The sequence below is a fragment of the Candidatus Enterococcus willemsii genome (assembly GCF_009933335.1).
GTDB lineage: Bacteria > Bacillota > Bacilli > Lactobacillales > Enterococcaceae > Enterococcus_F > Enterococcus_F willemsii.
Window position 1 is genome coordinate 301,583 of record NZ_MAEL01000054.1, and the last position, 21,195, is coordinate 322,777.

General features: G+C 36.0%; 22 protein-coding genes, 1 tRNA gene and 1 other annotated feature. Of the genes, 19 read left to right on the forward strand and 4 right to left on the reverse strand.

The genetic code is table 11. The annotated features are described in order from the left end of the window. The first annotated feature begins 20 nt into the window (after positions 1-20). The 3 genes from BAU17_RS12515 to BAU17_RS12525 all read left to right on the forward strand — a co-directional run bounded on the left by BAU17_RS12515 (position 21) and on the right by BAU17_RS12525 (position 2,987). Complete coding sequence (locus BAU17_RS12515) at positions 21-1,103, forward strand: M42 family metallopeptidase (RefSeq protein ID WP_161903161.1); 1,083 nt, start codon at positions 21-23, stop codon at positions 1,101-1,103. 89 nt (positions 1,104-1,192) lie between these two features. Further along, positions 1,193-1,933, forward strand: a complete 741-nt coding sequence (locus tag BAU17_RS12520) for an MBL fold metallo-hydrolase (RefSeq protein ID WP_161903162.1) — start codon at positions 1,193-1,195, stop codon at positions 1,931-1,933. A 49-nt stretch (positions 1,934-1,982) separates the two neighbouring features. After that, positions 1,983-2,987 (forward strand): lipoate--protein ligase, encoded by a 1,005-nt coding sequence (locus BAU17_RS12525; protein WP_161903163.1) that lies wholly within the window; start codon positions 1,983-1,985, stop codon positions 2,985-2,987. A gap of 45 nt (positions 2,988-3,032) precedes the next feature. Here the strand turns inward: BAU17_RS12525 and BAU17_RS12530 are convergent, their stop codons facing one another. The 3 genes from BAU17_RS12530 to BAU17_RS12540 form a co-directional block, all read right to left on the reverse strand. Next, positions 3,033-3,815 carry an L-threonylcarbamoyladenylate synthase gene (locus tag BAU17_RS12530; protein ID WP_161903164.1) on the reverse strand — a complete coding sequence of 261 codons (783 nt, stop codon included), beginning with the start codon at positions 3,813-3,815 and terminating at the stop codon, positions 3,033-3,035. A 292-nt stretch (positions 3,816-4,107) separates the two neighbouring features. Continuing rightward, on the reverse strand, positions 4,108-5,544 hold the full coding sequence (proS, locus tag BAU17_RS12535) for a proline--tRNA ligase (protein WP_161903165.1): 1,437 nt from the start codon (positions 5,542-5,544) through the stop codon (positions 4,108-4,110). An 11-nt stretch (positions 5,545-5,555) separates the two neighbouring features. Next, positions 5,556-5,750 (reverse strand): helix-hairpin-helix domain-containing protein, encoded by a 195-nt coding sequence (locus BAU17_RS12540; protein WP_161903166.1) that lies wholly within the window; start codon positions 5,748-5,750, stop codon positions 5,556-5,558. Positions 5,751-5,803: 53 nt separating this feature from the next. Then, positions 5,804-6,012 (reverse strand) — a binding site (T-box leader). A 108-nt stretch (positions 6,013-6,120) separates the two neighbouring features. Between BAU17_RS12540 and BAU17_RS12545 the strand changes: the two genes are divergently transcribed. From BAU17_RS12545 to BAU17_RS12605, 13 genes are all read left to right on the forward strand, one after another. Then, a complete protein-coding gene (locus tag BAU17_RS12545; protein ID WP_161903167.1) occupies positions 6,121-6,543 on the forward strand; it encodes an ester cyclase in 423 nt (140 codons plus the stop codon). 94 nt (positions 6,544-6,637) lie between these two features. Continuing rightward, positions 6,638-7,330, forward strand: coding sequence for an O-methyltransferase (locus tag BAU17_RS12550; protein ID WP_161903168.1), 693 nt, complete (start codon positions 6,638-6,640; stop codon positions 7,328-7,330). Between the two features lie 300 nt (positions 7,331-7,630). Further along, positions 7,631-8,617 carry a tyrosine-type recombinase/integrase gene (locus BAU17_RS12555; RefSeq protein ID WP_161903169.1) on the forward strand — a complete coding sequence of 329 codons (987 nt, stop codon included), beginning with the start codon at positions 7,631-7,633 and terminating at the stop codon, positions 8,615-8,617. A 33-nt stretch (positions 8,618-8,650) separates the two neighbouring features. Then, the gene (locus BAU17_RS12560) at positions 8,651-8,842 is read left to right on the forward strand and encodes a hypothetical protein (RefSeq protein WP_161903170.1); all 192 of its coding nucleotides are present in this window, start codon (positions 8,651-8,653) and stop codon (positions 8,840-8,842) included. Between the two features lie 640 nt (positions 8,843-9,482). Next, positions 9,483-9,998 carry a hypothetical protein gene (locus BAU17_RS12565; protein WP_161903171.1) on the forward strand — a complete coding sequence of 172 codons (516 nt, stop codon included), beginning with the start codon at positions 9,483-9,485 and terminating at the stop codon, positions 9,996-9,998. A gap of 343 nt (positions 9,999-10,341) precedes the next feature. After that, on the forward strand, positions 10,342-11,910 hold the full coding sequence (locus tag BAU17_RS12570) for a synaptobrevin family protein (protein WP_161903172.1): 1,569 nt from the start codon (positions 10,342-10,344) through the stop codon (positions 11,908-11,910). A 374-nt stretch (positions 11,911-12,284) separates the two neighbouring features. Then, on the forward strand, positions 12,285-12,542 hold the full coding sequence (locus tag BAU17_RS12575) for a hypothetical protein (protein ID WP_161903173.1): 258 nt from the start codon (positions 12,285-12,287) through the stop codon (positions 12,540-12,542). Positions 12,543-12,648: 106 nt separating this feature from the next. Further along, positions 12,649-12,846, forward strand: a complete 198-nt coding sequence (locus BAU17_RS12580) for a hypothetical protein (protein WP_161903174.1) — start codon at positions 12,649-12,651, stop codon at positions 12,844-12,846. Continuing rightward, on the forward strand, positions 12,843-13,214 hold the full coding sequence (locus tag BAU17_RS12585) for a hypothetical protein (protein WP_161903175.1): 372 nt from the start codon (positions 12,843-12,845) through the stop codon (positions 13,212-13,214). Before BAU17_RS12580 ends, BAU17_RS12585 begins: the two co-directional genes overlap by 4 nt. Before the next feature lie 20 nt (positions 13,215-13,234). Beyond that, a complete protein-coding gene (locus BAU17_RS12590; RefSeq protein WP_161903176.1) occupies positions 13,235-13,687 on the forward strand; it encodes a hypothetical protein in 453 nt (150 codons plus the stop codon). Continuing rightward, positions 13,687-14,415, forward strand: a complete 729-nt coding sequence (locus BAU17_RS12595) for a hypothetical protein (protein ID WP_161903177.1) — start codon at positions 13,687-13,689, stop codon at positions 14,413-14,415. The genes BAU17_RS12590 and BAU17_RS12595 overlap by 1 nt, the downstream gene beginning before the upstream one ends. A 19-nt stretch (positions 14,416-14,434) precedes the next feature. After that, positions 14,435-14,878, forward strand: a complete 444-nt coding sequence (locus BAU17_RS12600) for a LuxR C-terminal-related transcriptional regulator (protein WP_161903178.1) — start codon at positions 14,435-14,437, stop codon at positions 14,876-14,878. A gap of 854 nt (positions 14,879-15,732) precedes the next feature. Continuing rightward, positions 15,733-16,233, forward strand: a complete 501-nt coding sequence (locus tag BAU17_RS12605; protein ID WP_161903179.1) for a hypothetical protein — start codon at positions 15,733-15,735, stop codon at positions 16,231-16,233. Between the two features lie 1,350 nt (positions 16,234-17,583). Here the strand turns inward: BAU17_RS12605 and BAU17_RS12610 are convergent. Further along, on the reverse strand, positions 17,584-17,883 hold the full coding sequence (locus BAU17_RS12610) for a helix-turn-helix domain-containing protein (protein WP_161903180.1): 300 nt from the start codon (positions 17,881-17,883) through the stop codon (positions 17,584-17,586). Between the two features lie 104 nt (positions 17,884-17,987). Between BAU17_RS12610 and BAU17_RS12615 the strand changes: the two genes are divergently transcribed. The 3 genes from BAU17_RS12615 to BAU17_RS12625 all read left to right on the forward strand — a co-directional run bounded on the left by BAU17_RS12615 (position 17,988) and on the right by BAU17_RS12625 (position 21,141). Then, the gene (locus BAU17_RS12615) at positions 17,988-18,647 is read left to right on the forward strand and encodes a hypothetical protein (RefSeq protein WP_161903181.1); all 660 of its coding nucleotides are present in this window, start codon (positions 17,988-17,990) and stop codon (positions 18,645-18,647) included. Between the two features lie 337 nt (positions 18,648-18,984). Continuing rightward, positions 18,985-19,058, forward strand: a tRNA-Arg gene (locus tag BAU17_RS12620). A gap of 697 nt (positions 19,059-19,755) precedes the next feature. Then, positions 19,756-21,141, forward strand: coding sequence for a hypothetical protein (locus tag BAU17_RS12625; protein ID WP_104870472.1), 1,386 nt, complete (start codon positions 19,756-19,758; stop codon positions 21,139-21,141). The last annotated feature ends 54 nt before the right edge of the window (positions 21,142-21,195 follow it).

The following is a 21,195-nucleotide window of genomic DNA, read 5'->3' on the forward strand; positions in this document are numbered from 1 at the left end:
AATTTAAAGGAGCGTATGACATGTTAGAAAAAGACGAACAATTACTGATTGACCTAACTTCCGCTAGAGGAGTACCGGGAAACGAAGAAGAAGTACGAGAAGTATTTAAAGCATATGCCAAAGATTATGCAGAAGATATCTTTTTTGATGGATTAGGTAGTGTCATTGCCAAACATTCAGGCAAAGGTGGCGGACCAAAGATTTTTATTTCTGGTCACATGGATGAAGTTGGTTTTATGGTAACGAAAATCACGGATAAAGGATTTATTGAGTTCCAAACTTTAGGTGGCTGGTGGGGACAAGTCATGCTTGCCCAACAAGTTGAAATTAAAACGCAAGCTGGCAAAATTATTCATGGCGTGATTGGTTCCAAACCACCGCATGTGCTATCTGCAGAAGCACGTAAGCAACCGTATGATGTCAAAGAGATGTTTATTGATATTGGTGCATCTAGCGAAGAGGAAGCAAAAGAATGGGGAATCCGTCCAGGTGATATGATTACACCTTACATTGAGTATAAACGCATGAATGACAGTAAGTTTTTATTAGCTAAAGCGTGGGACAATCGTGTAGGAACAGCTGTTTCTTTACGTGTGTTGGAGAATCTATCAAAAGAAGGTCATCCAAACTGTTTATTTGCTGGTAGTGATGTCATGGAAGAAGTTGGTTTGCGTGGAGCAAGAACGAGCACCCATTTAGTGAATCCAGATATTGCGATTGCGTTAGATACTGGAACTGCTGGCGATACACCGGGAATGTCACCGAAAGAAGCTGATTCTGTTTTAGGAAAAGGACCACAAATCTTAATTTTTGATGCCTCAATGGTTCCACACAAAAAATTACTGAATTTCGTGATTAACGTAGCAGAAGAATTGGAAATTCCTTTCCAATATACGGTGATTGCTGGTGGTGGGACGGATGCTGGTCAAATGCACTTGACGCGTGATGGTATTCCTTCAATTGCGATTACAGTTCCTGTTCGTTATCTACATTCTCATACGTCAATTATTCATGAAGATGATTATTTGAATACCGTGAAGTTAGTCACGGAAGTTGTTCGTCGATTAGATGATGCAAAAGTAAATGAACTACGTAGCTATTAAGAAAAAAGAAGTTTGAGGAAACTCAAACTTCTTTTTGCATTCATTTAGTGAAGGGGTTACACTAGAACCACAGATAGGAGGAATGTACGATGAAATTAACAGTTTTAGGATGTTTAGGCGCGTACCCATATAATGGTGAAGGAACTACAAGTTTTCTTTTGCAATCAGAAGGATTTAATTTATTGTTGGATGCAGGAAGTGCAACATTGATTCAATTAGAGAAGACTATCGATCCGTTGTCCTTGGATGCAGTTATTTTGAGTCACTATCATCCGGACCATGTAGCAGATTTAGGCGTGTTACAACATTATTGGCAGTTATTTCCTAAAACAGGTGAGCGTCCTTTATTACCAATTTATGGTCATGGGGAAGATGCTGAGAATTTTGCTCGTTTGACGATGCCAAATGTTTCTGAAGGGCACAATTATTTAGAAATGGAACAGTTGAACTTAGGGCCGTTTTCTGTTACATTTATGAAGACGATTCATCCTGTCGTTTGTTATGCCATGCGGTTTGTAGAAAATAGTACAGGTAAAATATTTGTATTTACTGGTGACTCTGGTTATTTAGAAAGTTTTGTTGATTTTGCGAAAGATGCAGACTTATTTTTAGCCGATACGTATTTGTTTGAAGGAAATGAAAATCATATTGCCCACTTTACTTCGAAAGAAGCAGGTGAAATTTCTCGTCAAGCGGGAGTCAAAAAACTAGTTCTTACTCATTTACCTCAACATGGTGATTTAGAGCAACTACGAACAGAAGCAAGTCAAGCAGCGAATGATGAATTGCCTGTTGAATTGGCAAAAGTAGGGAAAGTATTTGAAATTTAGCATACCCTATTTTTAAGAAATATTTGAGGCAAACGAGGAGGAACTATGCATGATTTTTGTACCAAATGATTTGAGAGACCCACGTATCAATTTAGCAATTGAAACATTCTTATTACAAGAAATGAAAGTTGATGAGCCGATTTTGCTTTTCTACATTAATGAGCCATCAATTATTATTGGTCGAAACCAAAATACAATTGAGGAAATTAATCAAGAATATGTTGATGAAAAAGGTATCCACGTTGTTCGCCGTTTCAGCGGTGGTGGTGCAGTTTATCATGATGAAGGGAATCTGAATTTCAGTTTTATTATGCCAGATGATGGGGATTCATTCCGTGATTTCGCTAAGGTAACGAAACCAATCGTGCAAGCGTTGCATGATATGGGCGTAGAAGGGGCAGAATTAAAAGGACGCAACGACTTAGTGATTAATGACATGAAATTCTCTGGGAATGCTATGTATGCCACTAATGGACGAATGTTCGCTCATGGAACAATCATGTTTGATAGTGATGTAAATGAAGTTGTCAAATCTTTGAAAGTACGCAAAGATAAGATTGAATCAAAAGGGATTAAATCAATCCGCTCTCGCGTGACAAATATCAAGCCATTCCTACCAGAAGACAAACAAGACATGACAACAGTTGACTTCAGTCAAGAAATTTTATTGAAAATCTTTGGTGTGGATTCACTTGAAGATATCCAAACTTATGAGTTAACAGAAGACGATTGGAAAAAAGTCAAAGAGATTTCAGAAAATTATTATGCAAATTGGGACTGGAACTATGGCAAATCACCTGCGTTTGATATCGAACGTCGTAAACGATTCCCAATTGGTTCAATTGAGATTCGCTTAAATGTCGCAGAAGGTAAAATTACAGCAGCGAAAATTTACGGAGACTTCTTTGGACTAGGTGAAATCAGTGATGTTGAAGAAGCGCTCGTTGGTACAAAATATGAAAAAACAGCTTTGAAAGAAGTTGTTGATACAATTGATGTAACAAAATACTTCGGTAATATCACCAATGATGATTTATTTGAATTAATCTATTAAAAGAAACGTCCTGCCTATCTCAAGGGATAAGCAGGACGCTTTTTTTTAATAGTATTCGCCTTGACGATAATCCCAAGAGTTGAAATTATCTGCCAAAATCATCATAATACGATCAATCGCTAAACCTTTACGAATTACAACTGGTGCAGGGCTGATTGAGCGTTCACCATTTTGTTCAGGCACTAATTTGCCGTCTTTATCGACAAATGAAACCATCACACCTTGTTCGTAGCGGGTATCAATTGTTTTATCAGGTTGAATAGACGCAACATATTCATCACCATCTAAAATTAAATCAGCTTCATTTTCAATTTGTTCACCAATACCAGCCACTAAACCACGATTTCCTTTACCAGAAGGATTCGCAGAACTTGCAAATAATAATTTTTTATCAGATTCCCAAAGGGCGCTAGAAATTTGTTCACCTGGTACACCGAACTTAACAACAAAACAACTTGTACCACGTACGTCTGTCATCAATTCATCGGAACCGTCATTTGGAATATATTGTTTGCCGGATTCTTTCCAAGGTAAGATAGCCCCAAATAAAATATCTTCTTCCCAACATTTTTTGTAGACAGCTTTCATTTCTTCTGTCATATCTGCTAATTCAAATAGTTGTTCTAATGAGCCGCATAGCACAACACCGGGTTTATTTCTATTACGATTTTTAGCAGAGAATTTACGTTCTAAGCCTGGTTTGTCACAAGTTGTGATGATATAACCAACTTTTGTTGGGCAAACAACCACTTTTCCTTCATCTTTTAGTAAATCTAAGGCTTCTTGTTGTACCGTACCATTCCATTTTATATGTTTTTCTTGAGTCATAACCGTCGTTCCCTTCTTAAAGCATTCGCTTTTTCACTGTAATTAAACTAAATATTCTGAAAATAATAGTTATTAAAAAAAATAATGAGTAATCTATGAAAAATTACTATTATTTTCTTAATTACATTTGATATTAATATAAGATTAGCTGAGAGTCAACCTCATTTCATGATGTTCAATCGCCTAGATGAAAAAAGAAGCGGATGATAGTGAAAGTTCCAAAAGATTTTCCATAAATAAAGTCTAATCAAAAAAAGAAGAGACTTCTTTTAAGAAATCTCTTCTAGTAAAACTAATAGGCGCGCGCAATCCAAACGGTATGTTTGGCTGGTTTGCCACTAACAATGTCGACTGTTTTTTCCACAGGGACATCAAATGGAATATTACGTGTTGTAAACCCTGTTTCTTCTTTGATTTTTGCTTCGGTTTCTTCGGTACCATCCCAACCGATCAAGACAAATCCAGTCACTTTGTCTTCCGCTTTACATGTTTCAATGTGTGCTTTTAAGTCATCTAGTGTTTCGATGTCGTAATGTTCATTTTCTTTGTTACGCGCACGTGCAGCTTCTAGTAGACGTTTAGGCATAATCGCTAGTTGTTCTTTGACATAATCGTGTAAATCTTCAAAAGCGACTTTTTCTTTATCTGCTAAGTCACGAACTTTGACCATTGCATGGCCATTTTCTAAATCACGAGGTCCACATTCAATACGGACGCAAGCACCTTTTAATTCCCACTCATTGAATTTATAACCAGGTGAATTGTCGCTGTCGTCTAAACGAACACGGAAGCCTTCCGCTTTAAATGCAGCAAAAATTTCGTCTAATTTTTCCATAATTGCTGGATTTTTCTTCCAAGGACCAACTGGCATTAGTACAATTTGTGTTGGCGCAATTGTTGACGGGAAGACCAAGCCTTTTTCATCGCCATGGGTCATAATTAATGAACCTAATAGACGTGTCGAAACACCCCAAGAAGTTGTATGTGCGTGCACGTGTTTGTTTTCTTTGTTCAAGTACGTAATATCGAATGCTTCCGCAAATTTTGTACCCATGTAATGAGAAGTTCCGGCTTGGACCGCTTTTCCGTCTTTCATCATCGCTTCAATAGAATAAGTTTCTTCTGCACCAGCAAAACGTTCAGAAGGTGTTTTTTCACCTTTGTATACCGGAATTGCTAAAAATTCTTCACACAAACGTGCATACTCATCTAAAATACGTAACGCACGTTTACGCGCATCCTCAGCATCGACATGAGCCGTGTGTCCTTCTTGCCATAAAAATTCAGAAGTACGTAAAAATGGCAAAGTTTTCTTTTCCCAACGGAAGACATTCGCCCATTGGTTAATTTCATAAGGTAAGTCACGATAAGAATTAATCCAATCAGAAAAGGCTGTACCAATCATTGTTTCAGAAGTTGGACGTAGTGCCAAAGGTTCTTCTAATTTTTCGTCACCAACTTCAGTAACCCAAGGAAGTTCTGGCGCAAAGCCTTCAATGTGATCCGCTTCTTTCATAAAGAAACTTTTTGGAATTAACATTGGGAAATAAGCATTGCGAATGCCTTCGCTACGTAAAAATTTATTGAATTCTTCTTGAATATGTTCCCATAATTCAAAACCGTCTGGACGGAAGATAATCGATCCTCGGACTGGGGAATAAGACATTAATTCTGCTTTTTGAACTGTTTGTAAATACCATTCAGTAAAATCATTTTTTTGTTCTGACATGTGTGTTCCTCCTATTGTTTAAATGCTTGATTGGTTTGGCTAAGAGCGGTTTTCATCATGGGTAATGATTTTGGTCCAATCCCATGGATGGCGAGTACTTGCTTTTCAGTTAAACCTGCTAGCTGTTCAAAGCTCTGAATACCGTTGTGTAAAAGTGCATTGCGTGCTGGTTTAGAAAGTTGTTGTAAAAATTCTTCGTAAGTCATTTGCTAACCACCTTTAATTTTTTGGCAATAAAAAAAGCATTCTCATCCTATATAAAAAGGACGAAATGCTGCACATTCGCGGTACCACCTTCATTGAATAGATTGTCTCTATTCCGCTCATAACGAAGATAAGGGTTCGAACCCGATTGCTTTCACAATCATTTCCATTGGTAGGTTCATAAAAACAGGGGTATCGAGGTTCCAGCCTTGCCTCGACTCTCTTAAACATATTTTTACTACTAATCCAAATCCTGTCTATAGACTAATCGGAAATAAGAAAAAAAGCAAGTAGAAAATAAATGAACTTTCAATCAATTGCGATGAAAGTTGTGATATGATAGAAAGAAATTTTATTTGAGGAGAATGTTTAATGACATCGGAAACAATTATTCGCCGCTTTTTTGCAGATGTTCGTTCTGGAAAAAAGCCAGATAAAGCTCATCAATATATGGCCGAAAAAGTACTAGCCCATCAAGTTATAGCAGAAGAAGAGCAAACCATTTATCGAACACCAGAAGATTATGCAACGCACGTTAAAGAAATGGTAGCGGCTTATGGTCACTTTTCTTTAGATATTCAAGAATTACTGGCATCTGAAAATAAAGTTTACGTTCGTTGGCGCCAAACGGGAACTCATATTGGGGAAGTAGATGGATACCAACCGACAAAACGTCCAATTGTTGAAATAGCAAGTGCTGTATACAAACTAGAAAATGATAAAATTATCGAATATTGGATTCAAATTGATCGACTAGGGATTCAAAAACAACTTGAACGCAATCAAGAGAAGTAAGAAAAAAATTTGCAGGTTGTTCTTGAAATTCGTATAATAAGCAACGAGGATTGCTAGAAAAGCAATCAATGGGAAAACTACAAGGAGTGTACACATGAGAAATGAAATGATGCATCGACCAGTTGTCAAACCAGAACTAGTCGAATTTTTACGCACAGAACAAAAACAATTAGCTGGCGAATTAGGTCAAATTGAAAAAGAAGCAAATGAAAATGAAGTCCCAATTATTCCACACGAAACAGTGGTTTTCATGCAATTTTTACTCGGGCAACTCAAACCAAAACAAATTCTAGAAATCGGGACTGCAATTGGATTTTCTTCTAGCTTAATGGCTCAATATGTGGGAGAGGATGGTCACGTAACTACAATTGACCGTTTTGATGTCATGATTCGGAAAGCGAAAGTGACTTATGAACGTCTTGGATTAGAAGATAAAGTGACGTTATTAGAAGGACAAGCAGCGGATATTTTCCCTGAATTAACAGGTCCATATGACTTTATTTTTATGGATAGCGCAAAATCAAAATATATTGAGTTTTTACCAGAATGCCTACGCTTGCTGAAAAAAGGCGGCGTCTTAATGGTTGATGATGTTTTTCAAGGGGGGACCGTTTTGGACCCAATCGAAGAAATTCCACGCAATCGTCGCACTATTCATCGTAAACTAAAACGATTTTTAGAGGTAATTAATACGCATCCGGACTTAACAACTAGTTTAGTTCCTTTGGGAGATGGGATTGCCTTAATTACCAAAGAAGCCGATGAGGTTGTCATTGAAGTAGAATAATTTCTTTAGGGCACTTTTCAACGAAGTGTCCTAAAAATAACAAAATAAACATTGACAATTGTAGCGATTTTCCATATAATAATTTTTGTTGCTGAAATATTTGTCATAGTAGCTCAGCTGGATAGAGCATCCGCCTTCTAAGCGGACGGTCGGGGGCGTATAAATACGGATATAACAGTCTTTTGGACTAGTTTTACACTAGTTTGAAAGGCTGTTTTTTTGTGCTTTTTTCCGTAAGTGAACAGTCATGTTCGCAGTCATTTCTGTAATTCTGGAATAACAATTTTAGGAGAGGTTTTCATGGGTGAAAATAACAATAAAAGGAAGTTGCTTTCTGTAGATGTGGATTTGACCAAGCCTATCACCAAGCAATTAATGCAGCAGCATCATGTTCCTAGTGATGTCCTGATTTTAGATGCGCTTGCTGTTATCTTACGTCAAATGTCTTTAGGCGGTAGGAGACCTAGAACCATTCACGCAATGGAAGCAGATGTGAAAGCTTATATGAGAGTCACAGGACAAGAGTTTCTAGCTGATATATCAACAGAGTCTATTTACATGTGGTTAGACAGTTACCAGAATATCAAAGACATTACAAGGCGGAGCAGATTGAAAACACTCAAAGCTTTTCTAGGGAAGTGTAATGAGAATGGTTGGTTGCCTGTGAAGTTTTGGACATCTATAAATATCAAAGTTGATGAAGTTGAAAAGCATGGGGCTACTAAGAATGATGTTGAAATTCTTCTATCATTGCTAGATGTAACTGACTTTGTGGAGTTGAGAGATGCGACTGCAATTATGCTTATGTTTCAAACAGGTATCAGGATAGCGACAATTGCAGGACTTGAAAATAAACATCTTGACCTTGAGGGGGGATATTTAAACTTGACCGCTGACATTATGAAAAATCATAAGCCTTTCAAGACTCCTATACCGCCTAAAACAGTTCAATACCTTGCGGCTCTCATTCAGGTAAATGACCGAATAAGGGAGCATACAGGAGCTGACAACAGCTATGTATTCATTTCTAGACGTGGGGGAAGTGTACAGAGTTCTGAAAATCATAACGCTATTCAGGTAAGGCTAACAAAATATGCTAAACAGTACAAGTTGAAAAATATTAATGCACATGGTCTGAGAAGGGGCTTTGCTATCAATTTAATGAAGAGTGGCGCACCAGTCTCTCTGATAAGTAAAGCACTGTCTCACGGTGATTTAGCAGTGACAACAAAGTACCTTCACTTGTCTAAAGATGAAGTAGCGGAAAATTTGAAGAATTACTTGTAAATAATCATTTAAGCACAGAAAGAAGGAATAAATATGGATAAGTTTAACCACAAGTTTCTCAATGCACCAGAATGGCAACAGGAGCGCTTTAGTGCAGTTTTTGAACAGCTAGAGCAGTATAACCTATCAGAAGAAGAACGCAGTAGCCTACTGTGGCTGTGCGGCTTTGAGCAGTCAACTCTTTACAACATTATGACTATTATCCAGAAAGTCCAGAAAGGCTAAACAGTATAAAAAAACTCCTCAACTGCTACCAACAGTCAAGGAGTTTGAGAATGTTTAAAACTGAATAAACCAGAAAACACCCTATAATTCAAGAAGATTATAGCAATTTTAGCAGTAATTTTCAAGTTGTGTAACTGGTAAGCAGATTTTTAAGGAAGTTTTCCTGCTTTGACCAATAAAAACAGAGGTCTGACTCTGACCGCCACACAAAAAAAGAGTATGAGAGTTGTGTATAGCGCTATTACTCTCAGTTGTAAAGGTGGTGACTGCCTAGCGTTAAAAAGGTCAGGAGAGGAAGCCTATAGGGCTACTTTTCTTTTTAGATAGAAAGCGGTGTTTAGTCAAGTTTGACCGCCTGAACAAACTAGGAGACTGTTTCCCCAGTCTTACAACCTCAAACTTTAGCGCTATCTAAGAAGTTACTTCAAGGGTAAGGTGAGAAGTGTAAAAAGTGGTTAGTCCATGCCCAGTAAATAGACTGTGTTTTTACCTGTCTAGGGGAGGAGTCCGCCCAGCCTTTCAGTCAAGGACTAGCAAATACCCAGTAATCATTGTCAAAAAGTAACTTATTGAACAGTAATAATCAGATATGTTACAATTAAATTACATTAAATATAATATGATGAAGGAGTTAAAGTTTATGAAGAAATTAATTACACTAGGTCTAACAGTGACATCAGTTGCATTACTGGGAGCATGTGGAAATACAGGAAGCACAGAGAAAGACTCTGCAACAAGCAGTAGTTCTACTACCACTGTTGAATCCACTGTAAAAGAGGAAGCACCTGTTGTTGAAGATAAATTTGCAGGTCAAGAAGAAAAAGGGGAAGGCACTTTTAACATTGCTAACCAATCAGGAAACACTGAAGAAGGTGACTCTATTACTGTTTTCTATGACCCTAACACTTTCCCAACAGATTTAGGAGTTAACACATGGGATTTAGATGGCAGTATGCTGTCTTACATTTATGCTGATGGACAACTGGTAGATACTCTGCAACTAGGTAATTCACAGAATGGCGTGGAATTACAAGATGTTGAATCAGCTATTACTGAAGGTGAACACAAGTTACAGTTAGTACAGTATGTTGATGATAATGAAGATGGAGAGATTGTCACTTATAAGGAACAGCCTTATACAGTGAAACTGAAATAAATCTTTATAAATACTTAGACACTTTGGCTGCTTCTGCTTTCAGGGTGCTTTTTGTATCTACAGAAAAATGTTACCCCTCATTCCTATAATATATATTATTATTCTTAAAGGGGTATCACTGTTATTCAACCATTAAATCAGTTAACAAACACTGATATACTAAGGTTTAAGTTGTCGCCCAGTCTAAAAGTGAAAAATTCACAAACACAACATGTGCTACTATTCAGTAGTGAGGATTTTTCAGCTGTGATATAATGGAAATATGTTAGATAACCAAGGAGAGACTCTGTAGCTGTTTGATTTAGCTACGGAGCTTATTAGGTTTGAGGAGCATTTACACCTGTTGAATGGTAACATCAAGTTTTCTTCACGCTATTTCACGCAAATTCCACGTGAAGAAACAGAACCTCAGTTATACATTCAACAAAAAAAGCCCACCATTAGAAAGTTTTTTCTCACTGATTTACTGAATAAACTTGATTTAATGGAGTTTAAAACAGACTTATATTACACTCCTAACCTGTTTGACCCTCTGACAGGTAAAAGGAATCAGGACAACGTCCACTTTCTTACGTGTCTTTGGCAGGACTTTGACAACTGTTCACTGGAAGAAGCATATAGTGCCTTAAAAACCAGTAAACTACCAGCACCCTCTGCAGTAGTGTGGTCTGGTGGTGGCGTTCACATGTATTGGTACTTTAACAATGGTTTTAGGCTTCAACCTGAATCATACTCAGACAGCTGGTTAAAAGTTATGAAAGCTCTAACATGTAAGCTATCTGAATCACTTCCATCTTCAAGTAAAGCAAAAGTAGATGGGGCAGTGAATGACTCTGCCAGATTAATGAGAATGCCTTCTAGTTACAACAGTAAGAGAAATAGCCACTGTTACTTCATTGAACAGGACTCACAGAAAGTTTACAGTTTTTTAGAGGACTTTTATTATCCATTGGTTGCGCCAAGTAAGAAAGCTGTAATGAATAGAGAAAAAAGGTTTCTTGAAAGCTTTGATTTACACAGTGGGAAGCCAGTCCTAAGGAAGCTTACGTGGGAATATGCTCTTGAGGTGTGTTCTGAAGTTCAAGCAGAGCAGCAAGCTAGATTACTTGCATATGAACAAAGAAAGCAAAACAGTAGTGCAGGAAAAGTGAACCACTACAATAGGTATTTAAGAAGAGACATTGTTAAACTGATTGAGTTACGTCAAGGCGACATGGAAGGCTACAGAAATTCAACGTTGAGATTTCTGTTGTATCTGGGGGACTCAGTAGACTGGGTTATTCATGTAAATTCACTGTTCAGTGAACCTTTACCAGAATCAGAGTTACTAAGCATTTTTGAAAGTGGTAAAGTTCCAGACAGATTTCCTAAGCGAGAAACCATTTATGAAGCCCTCAATGTTACCGCTAAAGAAGAAAAAGAGCTGAAAGTCCTTGTTCGCAGAAGTACCGCTGAGAACAAAGCATACTTTGAGAATAAGATTTCTTCATTGTCACGTCAAGTTACTGAGGTAACAGAAGCGTACAAAACTCTGTACTTAGCTTCGTGGCTGAACATTAAAGGAATTAAACAGAAAGACATCATAGCTAAAGTAGGTTTCACTAGGAAAACAGCAGTGAAACACAAGAAGAACTGGAAGGGATTTGAGGACTACGTGAATCAAAAATTGAACTTGATTGAGAAATTGATTAAAGTGAATACTGAGCTAACAGAGACTATTTCATTAATGATGGTTGACCCTGCGCTTGAAGGAAGGCTTGACACATTGCAAGAGAAAGCTGAAAAAATGCTAGACTCAGTAAGACAGCTGAGACAGATTGTTGAGGACTGTTCAGAATATAGCCACTTTACTTTTGACGTGGTAAAGCTGGAAAAGAAAGCGTGCGCTGTGTGGGAACTTGCGACAACTTAAATATTATTATATCACTGTTTATTTAACTGATTTAATAATTGAATAACAGTTATCTACTCTTAAGAATAATAATATATATTATAGGAATGAGGGGTAACATTTTTTATTGACTATCAACTATACACAGCTTTTCATGACCTTGGGCAATTGTTGCTCAGGGTTTTTTTCTGTTTATTCTCTTTACCATGGTTAATGAGTAGCAGAAGTAAAAAGTTTTAACTGAATGATAAAAAAGCTCAAGAACTTCCTTATATATTTGTCCCGATGGTTGCTAAGTATATAGGAAAAAGTAAAAGGAGAATTTCAGTTGATAGAGAACTTTAAGTTTAACTTAGATGAATACCGTGAATACACAGAAGCCAATGAGGCTTTGAATGAGTTTTTGTTCAAAAAAAACACTGAGAACAAAGTTAGAGGAGTTGCCAGTTCAAGAAGTTTTGAATTCCTTTGTTGAAAAGGTAACTGAAGATTTCTTTGAAAAGTTTGACATGATGCCTTCAAAGGCAAATAGGGGACTGCTAGCTAATGTTTGCTTACTTTATTCAATAAAAAGCAAGAAATCCAATAAGAACAGGGAAGAAGATAGCTTTCTTTCAGCTAGACAAGGGCTGACCTTGAGTATGCCACTTTAGATGTTGTTCTTGACATTAGAATGAGCGACAGAATCCTCCAGAAGGCTAGACCAAAGTTCACTAAAGAAATTGAAGATGTATAAAATGGAAAGGAAAGTGAATAACAGTGAATCAATTAGAACAATTTTTTAAAACAGTAATTAAGCCAAAGGAAACCAACAAGCAGATTGCGTATGAATACATTTCGCTAAAGGAGACTTATGGAAACATGCTAACTCAAGCAATTTTCTGCAAAGTGAAGGGAATTTCAGCGCCAACTTTATCTAAAGCATTAAGCGAAATTAAACAGGAGTCCAAAAAGTGAATGAGCGACAAGGGCTACATGAAACCCTGTTCCCTTTGTTTCAAGAATACTTTGATACAGTTTTAAGCTCAGAAAACATTGAGCGACAAGGGGAAGTGGGAACAGAAATAGACTCTGAACCAACTGTATTAGAAACCAGTGAGCCACAGTCAGAACCTGCCTCAGACAGTGCTTCTGAGATTGATGTTTTTGACGAAAAGATAGCACCAGCTATTACTAAAGTTCCTAGTGCCGCTGAAATTGGAGCTGAGTACTCTGCTCTATCTAAAATGTTCCCACAGCATGTGAGTGAGCAGAATTATGCTAAGGCTAAGGGAATTTCACAGGTATACCTGAGAAGGTGTATTAACCAGTTTGAAAATCAGTAAATTAGAAGGAGAATGCATAAATGAATTCAGCAATGAAAAAAATAGTAGATTTTTTTGAGCAACAAGAAGTATTGGAGCAGCGTAAGCAGGAGATTATTGACGAAGAAAAAATGAAATTGAAGCGTAACCACCTTGGGTATGTTTCTAACTATGTCAAAAATACAGATAATCTTCTAACAGTAGATGAAGTGAGAAAGTGCCTAGAAGAAGAGGAACTTGAAGCAGCAGAAATGTTTAATGCTACTAAGGAACATAGATATATTTCAAGCACTGCAAGTAGTAATTATAACATGGCTGTTGCCAGACTTTCAGCAATTGAAGCTGCTAAAGAAGTTTTAGCAGAAAGTCTAAATAATGTAACTGTTTCTTACTTCAATGAAAATTTAGCAGATGCTATGGCTAAATATGAGAAAGAATTACAGGAACAGGGAAGCAATCAGTTAACTATTGAACCCACAGAGGTGCCAGAGTGATGGGGATTTTTACTAGAAAAACAGTCCTCGAGCAGATTGACGTTGAACCACTGAAAGCAGATGTGGATACAGTTTCACGCTTAAAAAAGCAAATGACTTCTATTCAAACAGCCAGAAAAGAATATGAATCACGCATTCAGGAGTTGCAGGAGTCAGTAGAAAAAGTGACCAATGCAGAAGAAACATTCACAACTGAAGGAATGGGCTTTAAAGGCGCTTCCGCTGCTATTCAGGAGTTACTCAAAGTTAAAAGAGAAGAAGTTGACCCATTAGAGGTAGCTCAAGAACTTCAATACTTGGGTCAGTGGTGGCATGATTATGCACCAGCTAAATTATCTGAAATTGAAAGAGAGTTAAACTCTTTATTTAGAAAACAAGAAGAACACTTGAGGGCTATAGAAGCGGAGTTTGAAACGTCAAGTAATACTGAAGAAGTTGATGAAGTGGCTGAAATATTGCTACAGGATATTACAGCTTTATATGAGCAGTTCTTAGCAATTTCAAGAGTGAAGGACGTTGTGACCAACAGAGAGACATATGGTAGTTACGTCAATTTAAAACTTCCAGAACGTAGAAGCATTGCTCAGAAAGAAGCAGAAGCTGCACGACTCAAAGCATCCAGAGTGTTAGCAGCTGCACGTTCACAGGAATCAACTAATAAGATTGCTGAAGCACAAGGCAGGGAAACAGTCAATAACCCTTGGTTAAGTACTAACCCTCCAATTTAAGCAGAAAGGAAGTGATTGAATGAGTAATATCCACCAGTTACCAGCCTTAAACCTAAGTAGGTTAACTGCTCAGGAACAGGCTGTTCTTTCCGCTGTCCTTGAGCAGGATATTTCAGGTAAGAGTAACAAGGAAATATCAAATGAATTAGGCATTTCAGAATCTACATTCTACAGAATTAAGAGCAGACCTAGTGTCTCTCAAGAAATTCTAACAGCTTCTAAAACAAAAGCAGACCTGTTGCTTCCTTTGGCTATTCAGAAAGCTGAGAAGATGTTACAGGATGAATCTACTCCTGCAAGTGCTGCTGTTAACTTGATTAAAGTTATCTACCAACAAGCAGGCATGATCAAGCCCCCAGAAACTACTGGAGGTTTTGACAATAGTAATCCACGTGAGAAAACCATTGATGAACTCATGAAGCACTATGGGATTACAGACTCTTCTAGTGAAGAAATAGCATAATCATAGTTAGTTAAGCAGTGAATTCACTGTTTGCACATATATTTTAACCAGTAATGACTGCCCTCCTAGTGGTTTTACTGGTTATCCCTTTTTATTTTAACTCCCTATAGTCTATTCTGTGGGGAGATACATAGCAGTTTTAAAAGACTGCATGTCACTGGCAACAACCTCACATTCAGTTGTCAGCGCCTGATATGTCCTACGGTGCTTCCCTTGCGGAAACAGGGGGAGTGCCACTACATACTGAAAGTGTATATTTGTTATTTTATTAAAGTTCAGTCCAGAGTTGATTTACTGAGATAGAAGTTAGTTGACTGTTGCTTCATGTGACAGTGTTTCACTTTGTTTTCTGATTTCAATTTTAACGTGGAAGAAGTCATTTGAGGAGTTTAATAGAAGTCATATGTTGATATATCAGTGTTTTTCTGATGTTTCAGTTAGTTATTGAAGTGACAAGAATACCCGCAAGAACTAAGGAGACTGGTTTTGTGTATGACAGGAAATAAATTCAAATAAACAGATAACTTTCATGTGTGTCAACATTAACCAGAGTGAAATATCTGTAACTACTATATAGTTAATTGTTATTTTAATGGTAGTTTGTTCTTTCTGCTTATTCATTTTAGATAACATCATTAGTGATGAATAACAGCAATATATTTATTTAACTATGGTCAATCTAATAAAGTTTAAACCAGAGTCAAAGGGATTTTCTTACATCTGTTCTACCTTTGACTCTGTTTTAATATATAAGTCTGCCTGTTATCCCACAGAGTTGACTGAAAGAAGCCCCCTGTCTCCTTAAACGAGAAGCAGAGGGCTTTCTTTTTTACATATTTTAGGAGGCGAATAGATTGAGGTTATTCCATGCAACGCCTAAGAAAAATACCAGAAGTGTTCTGAAAAATGGCATTGATAACAGGAGAAATGTCCTTGCTACACGCCAACTTCGACAGTTCATAGACAGAAATAAGCCTTTTACGTCAACTGCTAATAAACATGAAGCTATATTTCTATTCAGTGAAAGTGAGTTACCTGTTGTTATGCAGAATTATCCTGATTATGCTGTATTAGCAGTTGACGTAACTGCATTAGACACCTTTTACTTAGTGTCATTTAACAACTACTTAAGCGAGGTTATTTGTGATTTCAGACAAGATAAGCATAAGATAACAGAAGCTGAACAGTGGGCAAGGGTGTATTGGCGTACCTGCAATCCATTTAATGACTATGTGGAACAGGAAGATAAAATTAAAAAGCACTGTTTAGCTACTATAGGTTGTGATTATATCCCTGAATTTCTATACTTTAAAGACATGATAGAACCAGAGTTTTTAACTCTGATAACTGAATAACGTAAATCAAGCTGTAATTACTTCTAATTGATGGGGGCATTGCAGCTTACTTTTTTTATGCTGTGAGTTACCTGTTGTTGTTGATGAATAGAGTTCTGTCGCTGTTATTTTAACTCCACTAAGAGTGTAGTGCTGTGGCTTTCTTTTATATTCAGTTTTATTGTATAAATATCTAGTTTACATAATGTAGATTATATCAAGTTGAATATGATTTTTTACTGATTATTCAGTGTTTTAGCAGTTTTAAACAGGTGGAAATGGTTTACATAATTTTGTAGTTAGTATATTGATATGTATAAAAATTAAAATAACAGTAAGTACCTGTTAAATCACTATTTACATGAATATTTCAATTGCTTCCTGTATAAAATAATGGGGCTGTTGACTACATTTTTTCAAGTGTGAACAGCAATAGAAAAGGAGATATATTGTTATTTTTCCTAAGATGGTTGCGTGTCATTAGAGTAATGACAGTATAAACTATGCCTACAGAGATATAAAAGCAGGCTATACTGTAACCCTACAGATTAATTAAACTATCTATTCAAGGCTGTACTAATAAGTAAACAGGTTGCTACTGATAGAAAGGGGGTAACTGGGGGGCAAGAGTGACATGCTGTAGGCTACTGCGCTACTAGGTGTCCTTACATTTGTTTGCCTGCTTCTACCTAGTAAAACAGTGCAGGAGCATACCAGAATAGAGGGGAAGGTGTGTGCTGCCAATATCAGCTTAATGTTGTTGTGCTGTAGCGCTTTAGTAGTACAGACTGAACCATCTTATTATAATTGTCACTTACTCATATCAGAGTAATGTACTTGTATATAGTTGATATTCTTAAGTAACAAGAACAATGACACAAAGTAATAAAGAACAAACTTAATCAAGTAAAGAACTGAAAGTAATTCTACCTTCATTGTGTTTCAGCTTTGAGTTCACCTTTTCTGTATCAAGTTTCTTTTAATTTCAATTAATAACAATAAAATAAAGTATTAAAGAACAAACTCAATCAAAGCAAACTACTCTTGATGTTATATTAAACTGAATGTTTTCAGTTCATTCTCAGTTACATCAGAAAATGAAAAGATGTTCAGTTACACCCCACCTCTGGGGGGGACACTACCAGATTTCAGCGCCCCTAAGCAGTTCTACAATATACACATTAAAAATACATTGGGCTTTACTGGTATAACTGTCCATTCCAGAAATTTTCTGAAATAAAAAATAACTCTGGGAATAGAGTCAATTCCTAAGTTATACAGTGTTCCACAGAAGCATTCTCAGCCCATTTCAGATGAATAACAGGGGAGTAGCCTGTTTAAGAGACCCTGAGCGCTACTGTAATCAATTTGCTATGCATTAGATCTGTTATTTAGTTGATTATCAACGTACTTCTGTATTTCCTGTAGTTCTTCTGTTGATAGTGAAGCTATATACTGTTTTATAAGAAGCAAAGTGTTATCAGATTGCTGTAATTCAGTGGGAGAAATTGAAAATGCAGTTGCTAATTTTATTAAGTTCTCTAATGTAGGAGAAATATCACCATTTTCATACCTTCTATAACTTCTAACATCAATACCAATCAATTCAGCAACTTGTGCTTGCTTCATACCTAGTTCAAGTCTTCTTTTCTTAATTAAATTATCTTCCATGTAAAAACCTCCTTGACAAAGGACGTTAACGCCCTTTATAATCTTTTTAGGACGTTAGAGTCCTGCTTGCTTTTGTATTCTACAGAATAAGGAGATAAAAAACTATGCACACTAATTTATTAGACAGTTCTATCAACATTGAGACACTTGTCGGACAATTTCAAGCAGGCATTAAGGAAACTTTCACGGAAATTTACGCTCTATTTGCTAACGAAAGAAAGGCTCAGAGTTTGAGGCTGCGCCACAGTCTACCTGCTGCGGTAACTGCTCATGACATTCAAGCCTTAATTGATGATGCTTTGCTAACTGCTGTTACACGCTTCAAACCAGAAGAAACTGCTTCTTTTAGAACATATTTCAGGAGTATTCTGGAATACAACAGATTAGATGTGATTAAACATGTAAACAGGAAGAAAAGAGATTGTGCCATTAAACTAGTTTCCACGATACTGGCAGAAGATGCAGAGCTATTAGACATTCTTGAAGTTATTGAAGATGAAACAGCTTTACAAGGCTTCACTGAGATTGAAAATACAACTTTACAACTTTTGCAAGAGTACGCCACTGTTAACCCTAGAAAACAATTAAATGCTACGTTACTTCTCTTAGAAGCAGGTAGCTACTTGAATGCTCCTGAAAAATACAGTTTCATGCGAAAAGTAACAGGAATGACGTTGAATGACTCTGCGGTCAGGAAGAAATGTCAGCGTGCTAAAGCAGACTTTAAAAAGTGGCTTGCTGAAAAAGAAGGTACAGAGATATGATGGATAAGCGTAGGACAATCAGAGTAAGCAACTTTGAATATGCTTTGAGAAAACTGATGGCGTACACAGTGTATTATGCTTTTATTCTTCTGATGTGTGCAGTTGTTACTGGTTTATTCTTGTTTATCCATGGAATACCAGAGTTACTTGTAAATGCTTTGTTTTAATAACAGATAGCAGACTTCACAGATATTGAAAATAACTGTTGCTTACACTTTTAAAATGTGATAAACTCAATGACGTTGGTGAATTACAGTCCAGACTGTTAACTGACTGACCACTTAGAATAACAGTTAGTGGCTGTCATGTTCCTGTATTTACCGCCCTTATCCAATTTGTCATAGTAGCTCAGCTGGATAGAGCATCCGCCTTCTAAGCGGACGGTCGGGGGTTCGAATCCCTCCTGTGACGTAAAAGTTAAGTTATTTATTCCTAATGAAAAAGCTTTTAGATAAGCGTTTCATTAGGTTTTTTTTATATTTTTTGTTATGGGGTAGACGAACTGGACTTCGAACTGGCAAAAGTATCCCACACGTTTTGTCTCATAATAGCATTATTTTATTATTTTGCAAGAGATGATATTTATAGCATTTAGTAGTGCAATTTTTAACTGTTGAGCATGCTTATTTGAATTTTTTTAGAAAGAGATAATGACATTTGTTTGGCTCGACCTTTCTTTAGAAGGCGGATGCTCTATCCAGCTGAACTGATTGGGTTAAGTTGAGAATTTTAAAAGTAAAGTAATCAATTCCAATTTAGAGAAAAACATTACAATAAACATACGTAAATAACCATTCTGAGAGCTTTAGAGCCTTCTTAAGCACTATTAAGTAAAAGTAGTTTGTATGAATGATAGAAGCCCGTATATGCGTATTAATTAGCTAATAGAATGAAAATCAAGGTTTCAAGTGCCAATGATGACAGGATTTTAAAATAGAAAACTAATGTAGATATTGACGTGTTTAAATAACTATTAAAAATTGAAGGAAAAGTTAGTAGTGTGGTTGAGTTGCCAACATAGAAGATGATAAAAAAATTTATAGAGAAAGGTTTTGTTTCATGTTAATATAGTGTAAGAACATACGTTTGTTTTTGGAGGGATGTTTTAATGGGGAAGAAATTATTAATTGATAAAAGTAAACGTAATTTGCTGATATTTAGTGATTTTATGAAATATGAAGAACCGACTATATATAAGATTTTATTAGAAAACAACAAAATTGATGAAGATACTGCTGAAAAATTAGATATTAGTCAAAAAATAAAGCAGAATCTCCCTGCATGGTTAAATTTTTCAAGTGAAGAATGGATTCCTGACAAGAATAATCCTATACTTACAACTGACGTATCTGGTAATAAACATTGTAAATTATGCAATCAACCTATAAAGTTTCAATACAAAGTAAAGAATAAAAGAAACAAGATGGAAATACTTATTGGTGGAAATTGTGTAAATAATTTTAAGCAATTAGATTCTATGATAAAAATTATCAAAACGGAAAAAGAATATATACGATACAATAAGCTATTGAAATACAACTCAGATATTTATGATATTCTGATGACTGATTCTAAACTTTTACAGAAAACTGAAATTATTCTCCCTAAAGGTTATTATGATAGTTTTGATAAAAGGCAGAAGCAAGTAAAAAGATTACTAATGGATTATATACGGCGAGGGAAAAGTCCTAAGAAAAAAGAGATAGATAAGTTACTTTCACTTTATAGGTATGAACGCAGTAACCTAAAGCATTTTGTAAAACAAAATAACCAAAATACAGATTATGTTACAAGAAAAATAGCTAATGAAATAGAAAATAATCAAAATGATGATTACAAAGGGATTATTAATGAGGTAATGGAAAACAATGGCAAATTGTCTGCTGTTATCTCAATGAAAATAAAAGTTGTAGGCCATTTGAACAGAATTAAGCCTTTAATAAGTAATCAGCTTCCAAAAGAAATTACACTGGAACAAACTTCTTTCGGAATGTTTATTCTCTCAATAAAAAAGTTTAATGATAATTATATTTTTAAAGTAGATTCACCTTTTTTGCTAGAATTTTTTTATCGGAAAAAATTAAGAAAATTTGATGATGTTTTTTTAGAAAATTTAAGAAAATTTGATATTTTCGGTGTGAGAACTAAAGAAAAACTACTTATACTATCTGAAAGCTTTGTTACTTCTGATAATTTATTTCGACTAAAAGAGATTGACTATCGAAAGATTGTCTATAGGTATGATGATGATTTAACTGTAACAGAATTCAACGAAGTACTTAATAAGGTTGCATCGGTTTTAGAAAAATATACTATCTTTGAAAAAAAGTGGGATAAAAACTTATATATTTATAGAAATACTACTTTAGAAGAAAAAGGGAAAGAGCTTTTATTTAGTCAGTTGGACAGAACCAAACAAAAAATAATTGATTCTTATGATAAAAAATTGGAGATTAAGGAGTTGTATGACTGGATTTTACAAGCGATTGAATAAAAAATATGCCGTTATCTTTTAAAAATTACTTGAAAAAGAGTGTGCCCATATAGA

Excerpts from the sequence above, each read along its gene's own strand:
- BAU17_RS12600 (WP_161903178.1), top strand. The coding sequence starts at position 14,435 with ATGAGTAATATCCACCAGTTACCAGCCTTAAACCTAAGTAGGTTAACT.
- BAU17_RS12515 (WP_161903161.1), top strand. The coding sequence starts at position 21 with ATGTTAGAAAAAGACGAACAATTACTGATTGACCTAACTTCCGCTAGA.
- BAU17_RS12550 (WP_161903168.1), top strand. The coding sequence starts at position 6,638 with ATGAGAAATGAAATGATGCATCGACCAGTTGTCAAACCAGAACTAGTC.
- BAU17_RS12590 (WP_161903176.1), top strand. The coding sequence starts at position 13,235 with ATGAATTCAGCAATGAAAAAAATAGTAGATTTTTTTGAGCAACAAGAA.
- BAU17_RS12530 (WP_161903164.1), bottom strand. The coding sequence starts at position 3,815 with ATGACTCAAGAAAAACATATAAAATGGAATGGTACGGTACAACAAGAA.
- BAU17_RS12625 (WP_104870472.1), top strand. The coding sequence starts at position 19,756 with ATGGGGAAGAAATTATTAATTGATAAAAGTAAACGTAATTTGCTGATA.
- BAU17_RS12545 (WP_161903167.1), top strand. The coding sequence starts at position 6,121 with ATGACATCGGAAACAATTATTCGCCGCTTTTTTGCAGATGTTCGTTCT.
- BAU17_RS12555 (WP_161903169.1), top strand. The coding sequence starts at position 7,631 with ATGGGTGAAAATAACAATAAAAGGAAGTTGCTTTCTGTAGATGTGGAT.
- proS (WP_161903165.1), bottom strand. The coding sequence starts at position 5,544 with ATGTCAGAACAAAAAAATGATTTTACTGAATGGTATTTACAAACAGTT.
- BAU17_RS12520 (WP_161903162.1), top strand. The coding sequence starts at position 1,193 with ATGAAATTAACAGTTTTAGGATGTTTAGGCGCGTACCCATATAATGGT.
- BAU17_RS12595 (WP_161903177.1), top strand. The coding sequence starts at position 13,687 with ATGGGGATTTTTACTAGAAAAACAGTCCTCGAGCAGATTGACGTTGAA.
- BAU17_RS12525 (WP_161903163.1), top strand. The coding sequence starts at position 1,983 with ATGATTTTTGTACCAAATGATTTGAGAGACCCACGTATCAATTTAGCA.
- BAU17_RS12610 (WP_161903180.1), bottom strand. The coding sequence starts at position 17,883 with ATGGAAGATAATTTAATTAAGAAAAGAAGACTTGAACTAGGTATGAAG.
- BAU17_RS12565 (WP_161903171.1), top strand. The coding sequence starts at position 9,483 with ATGAAGAAATTAATTACACTAGGTCTAACAGTGACATCAGTTGCATTA.
- BAU17_RS12560 (WP_161903170.1), top strand. The coding sequence starts at position 8,651 with ATGGATAAGTTTAACCACAAGTTTCTCAATGCACCAGAATGGCAACAG.
- BAU17_RS12615 (WP_161903181.1), top strand. The coding sequence starts at position 17,988 with ATGCACACTAATTTATTAGACAGTTCTATCAACATTGAGACACTTGTC.
- BAU17_RS12575 (WP_161903173.1), top strand. The coding sequence starts at position 12,285 with ATGAGTTTTTGTTCAAAAAAAACACTGAGAACAAAGTTAGAGGAGTTG.
- BAU17_RS12540 (WP_161903166.1), bottom strand. The coding sequence starts at position 5,750 with ATGACTTACGAAGAATTTTTACAACAACTTTCTAAACCAGCACGCAAT.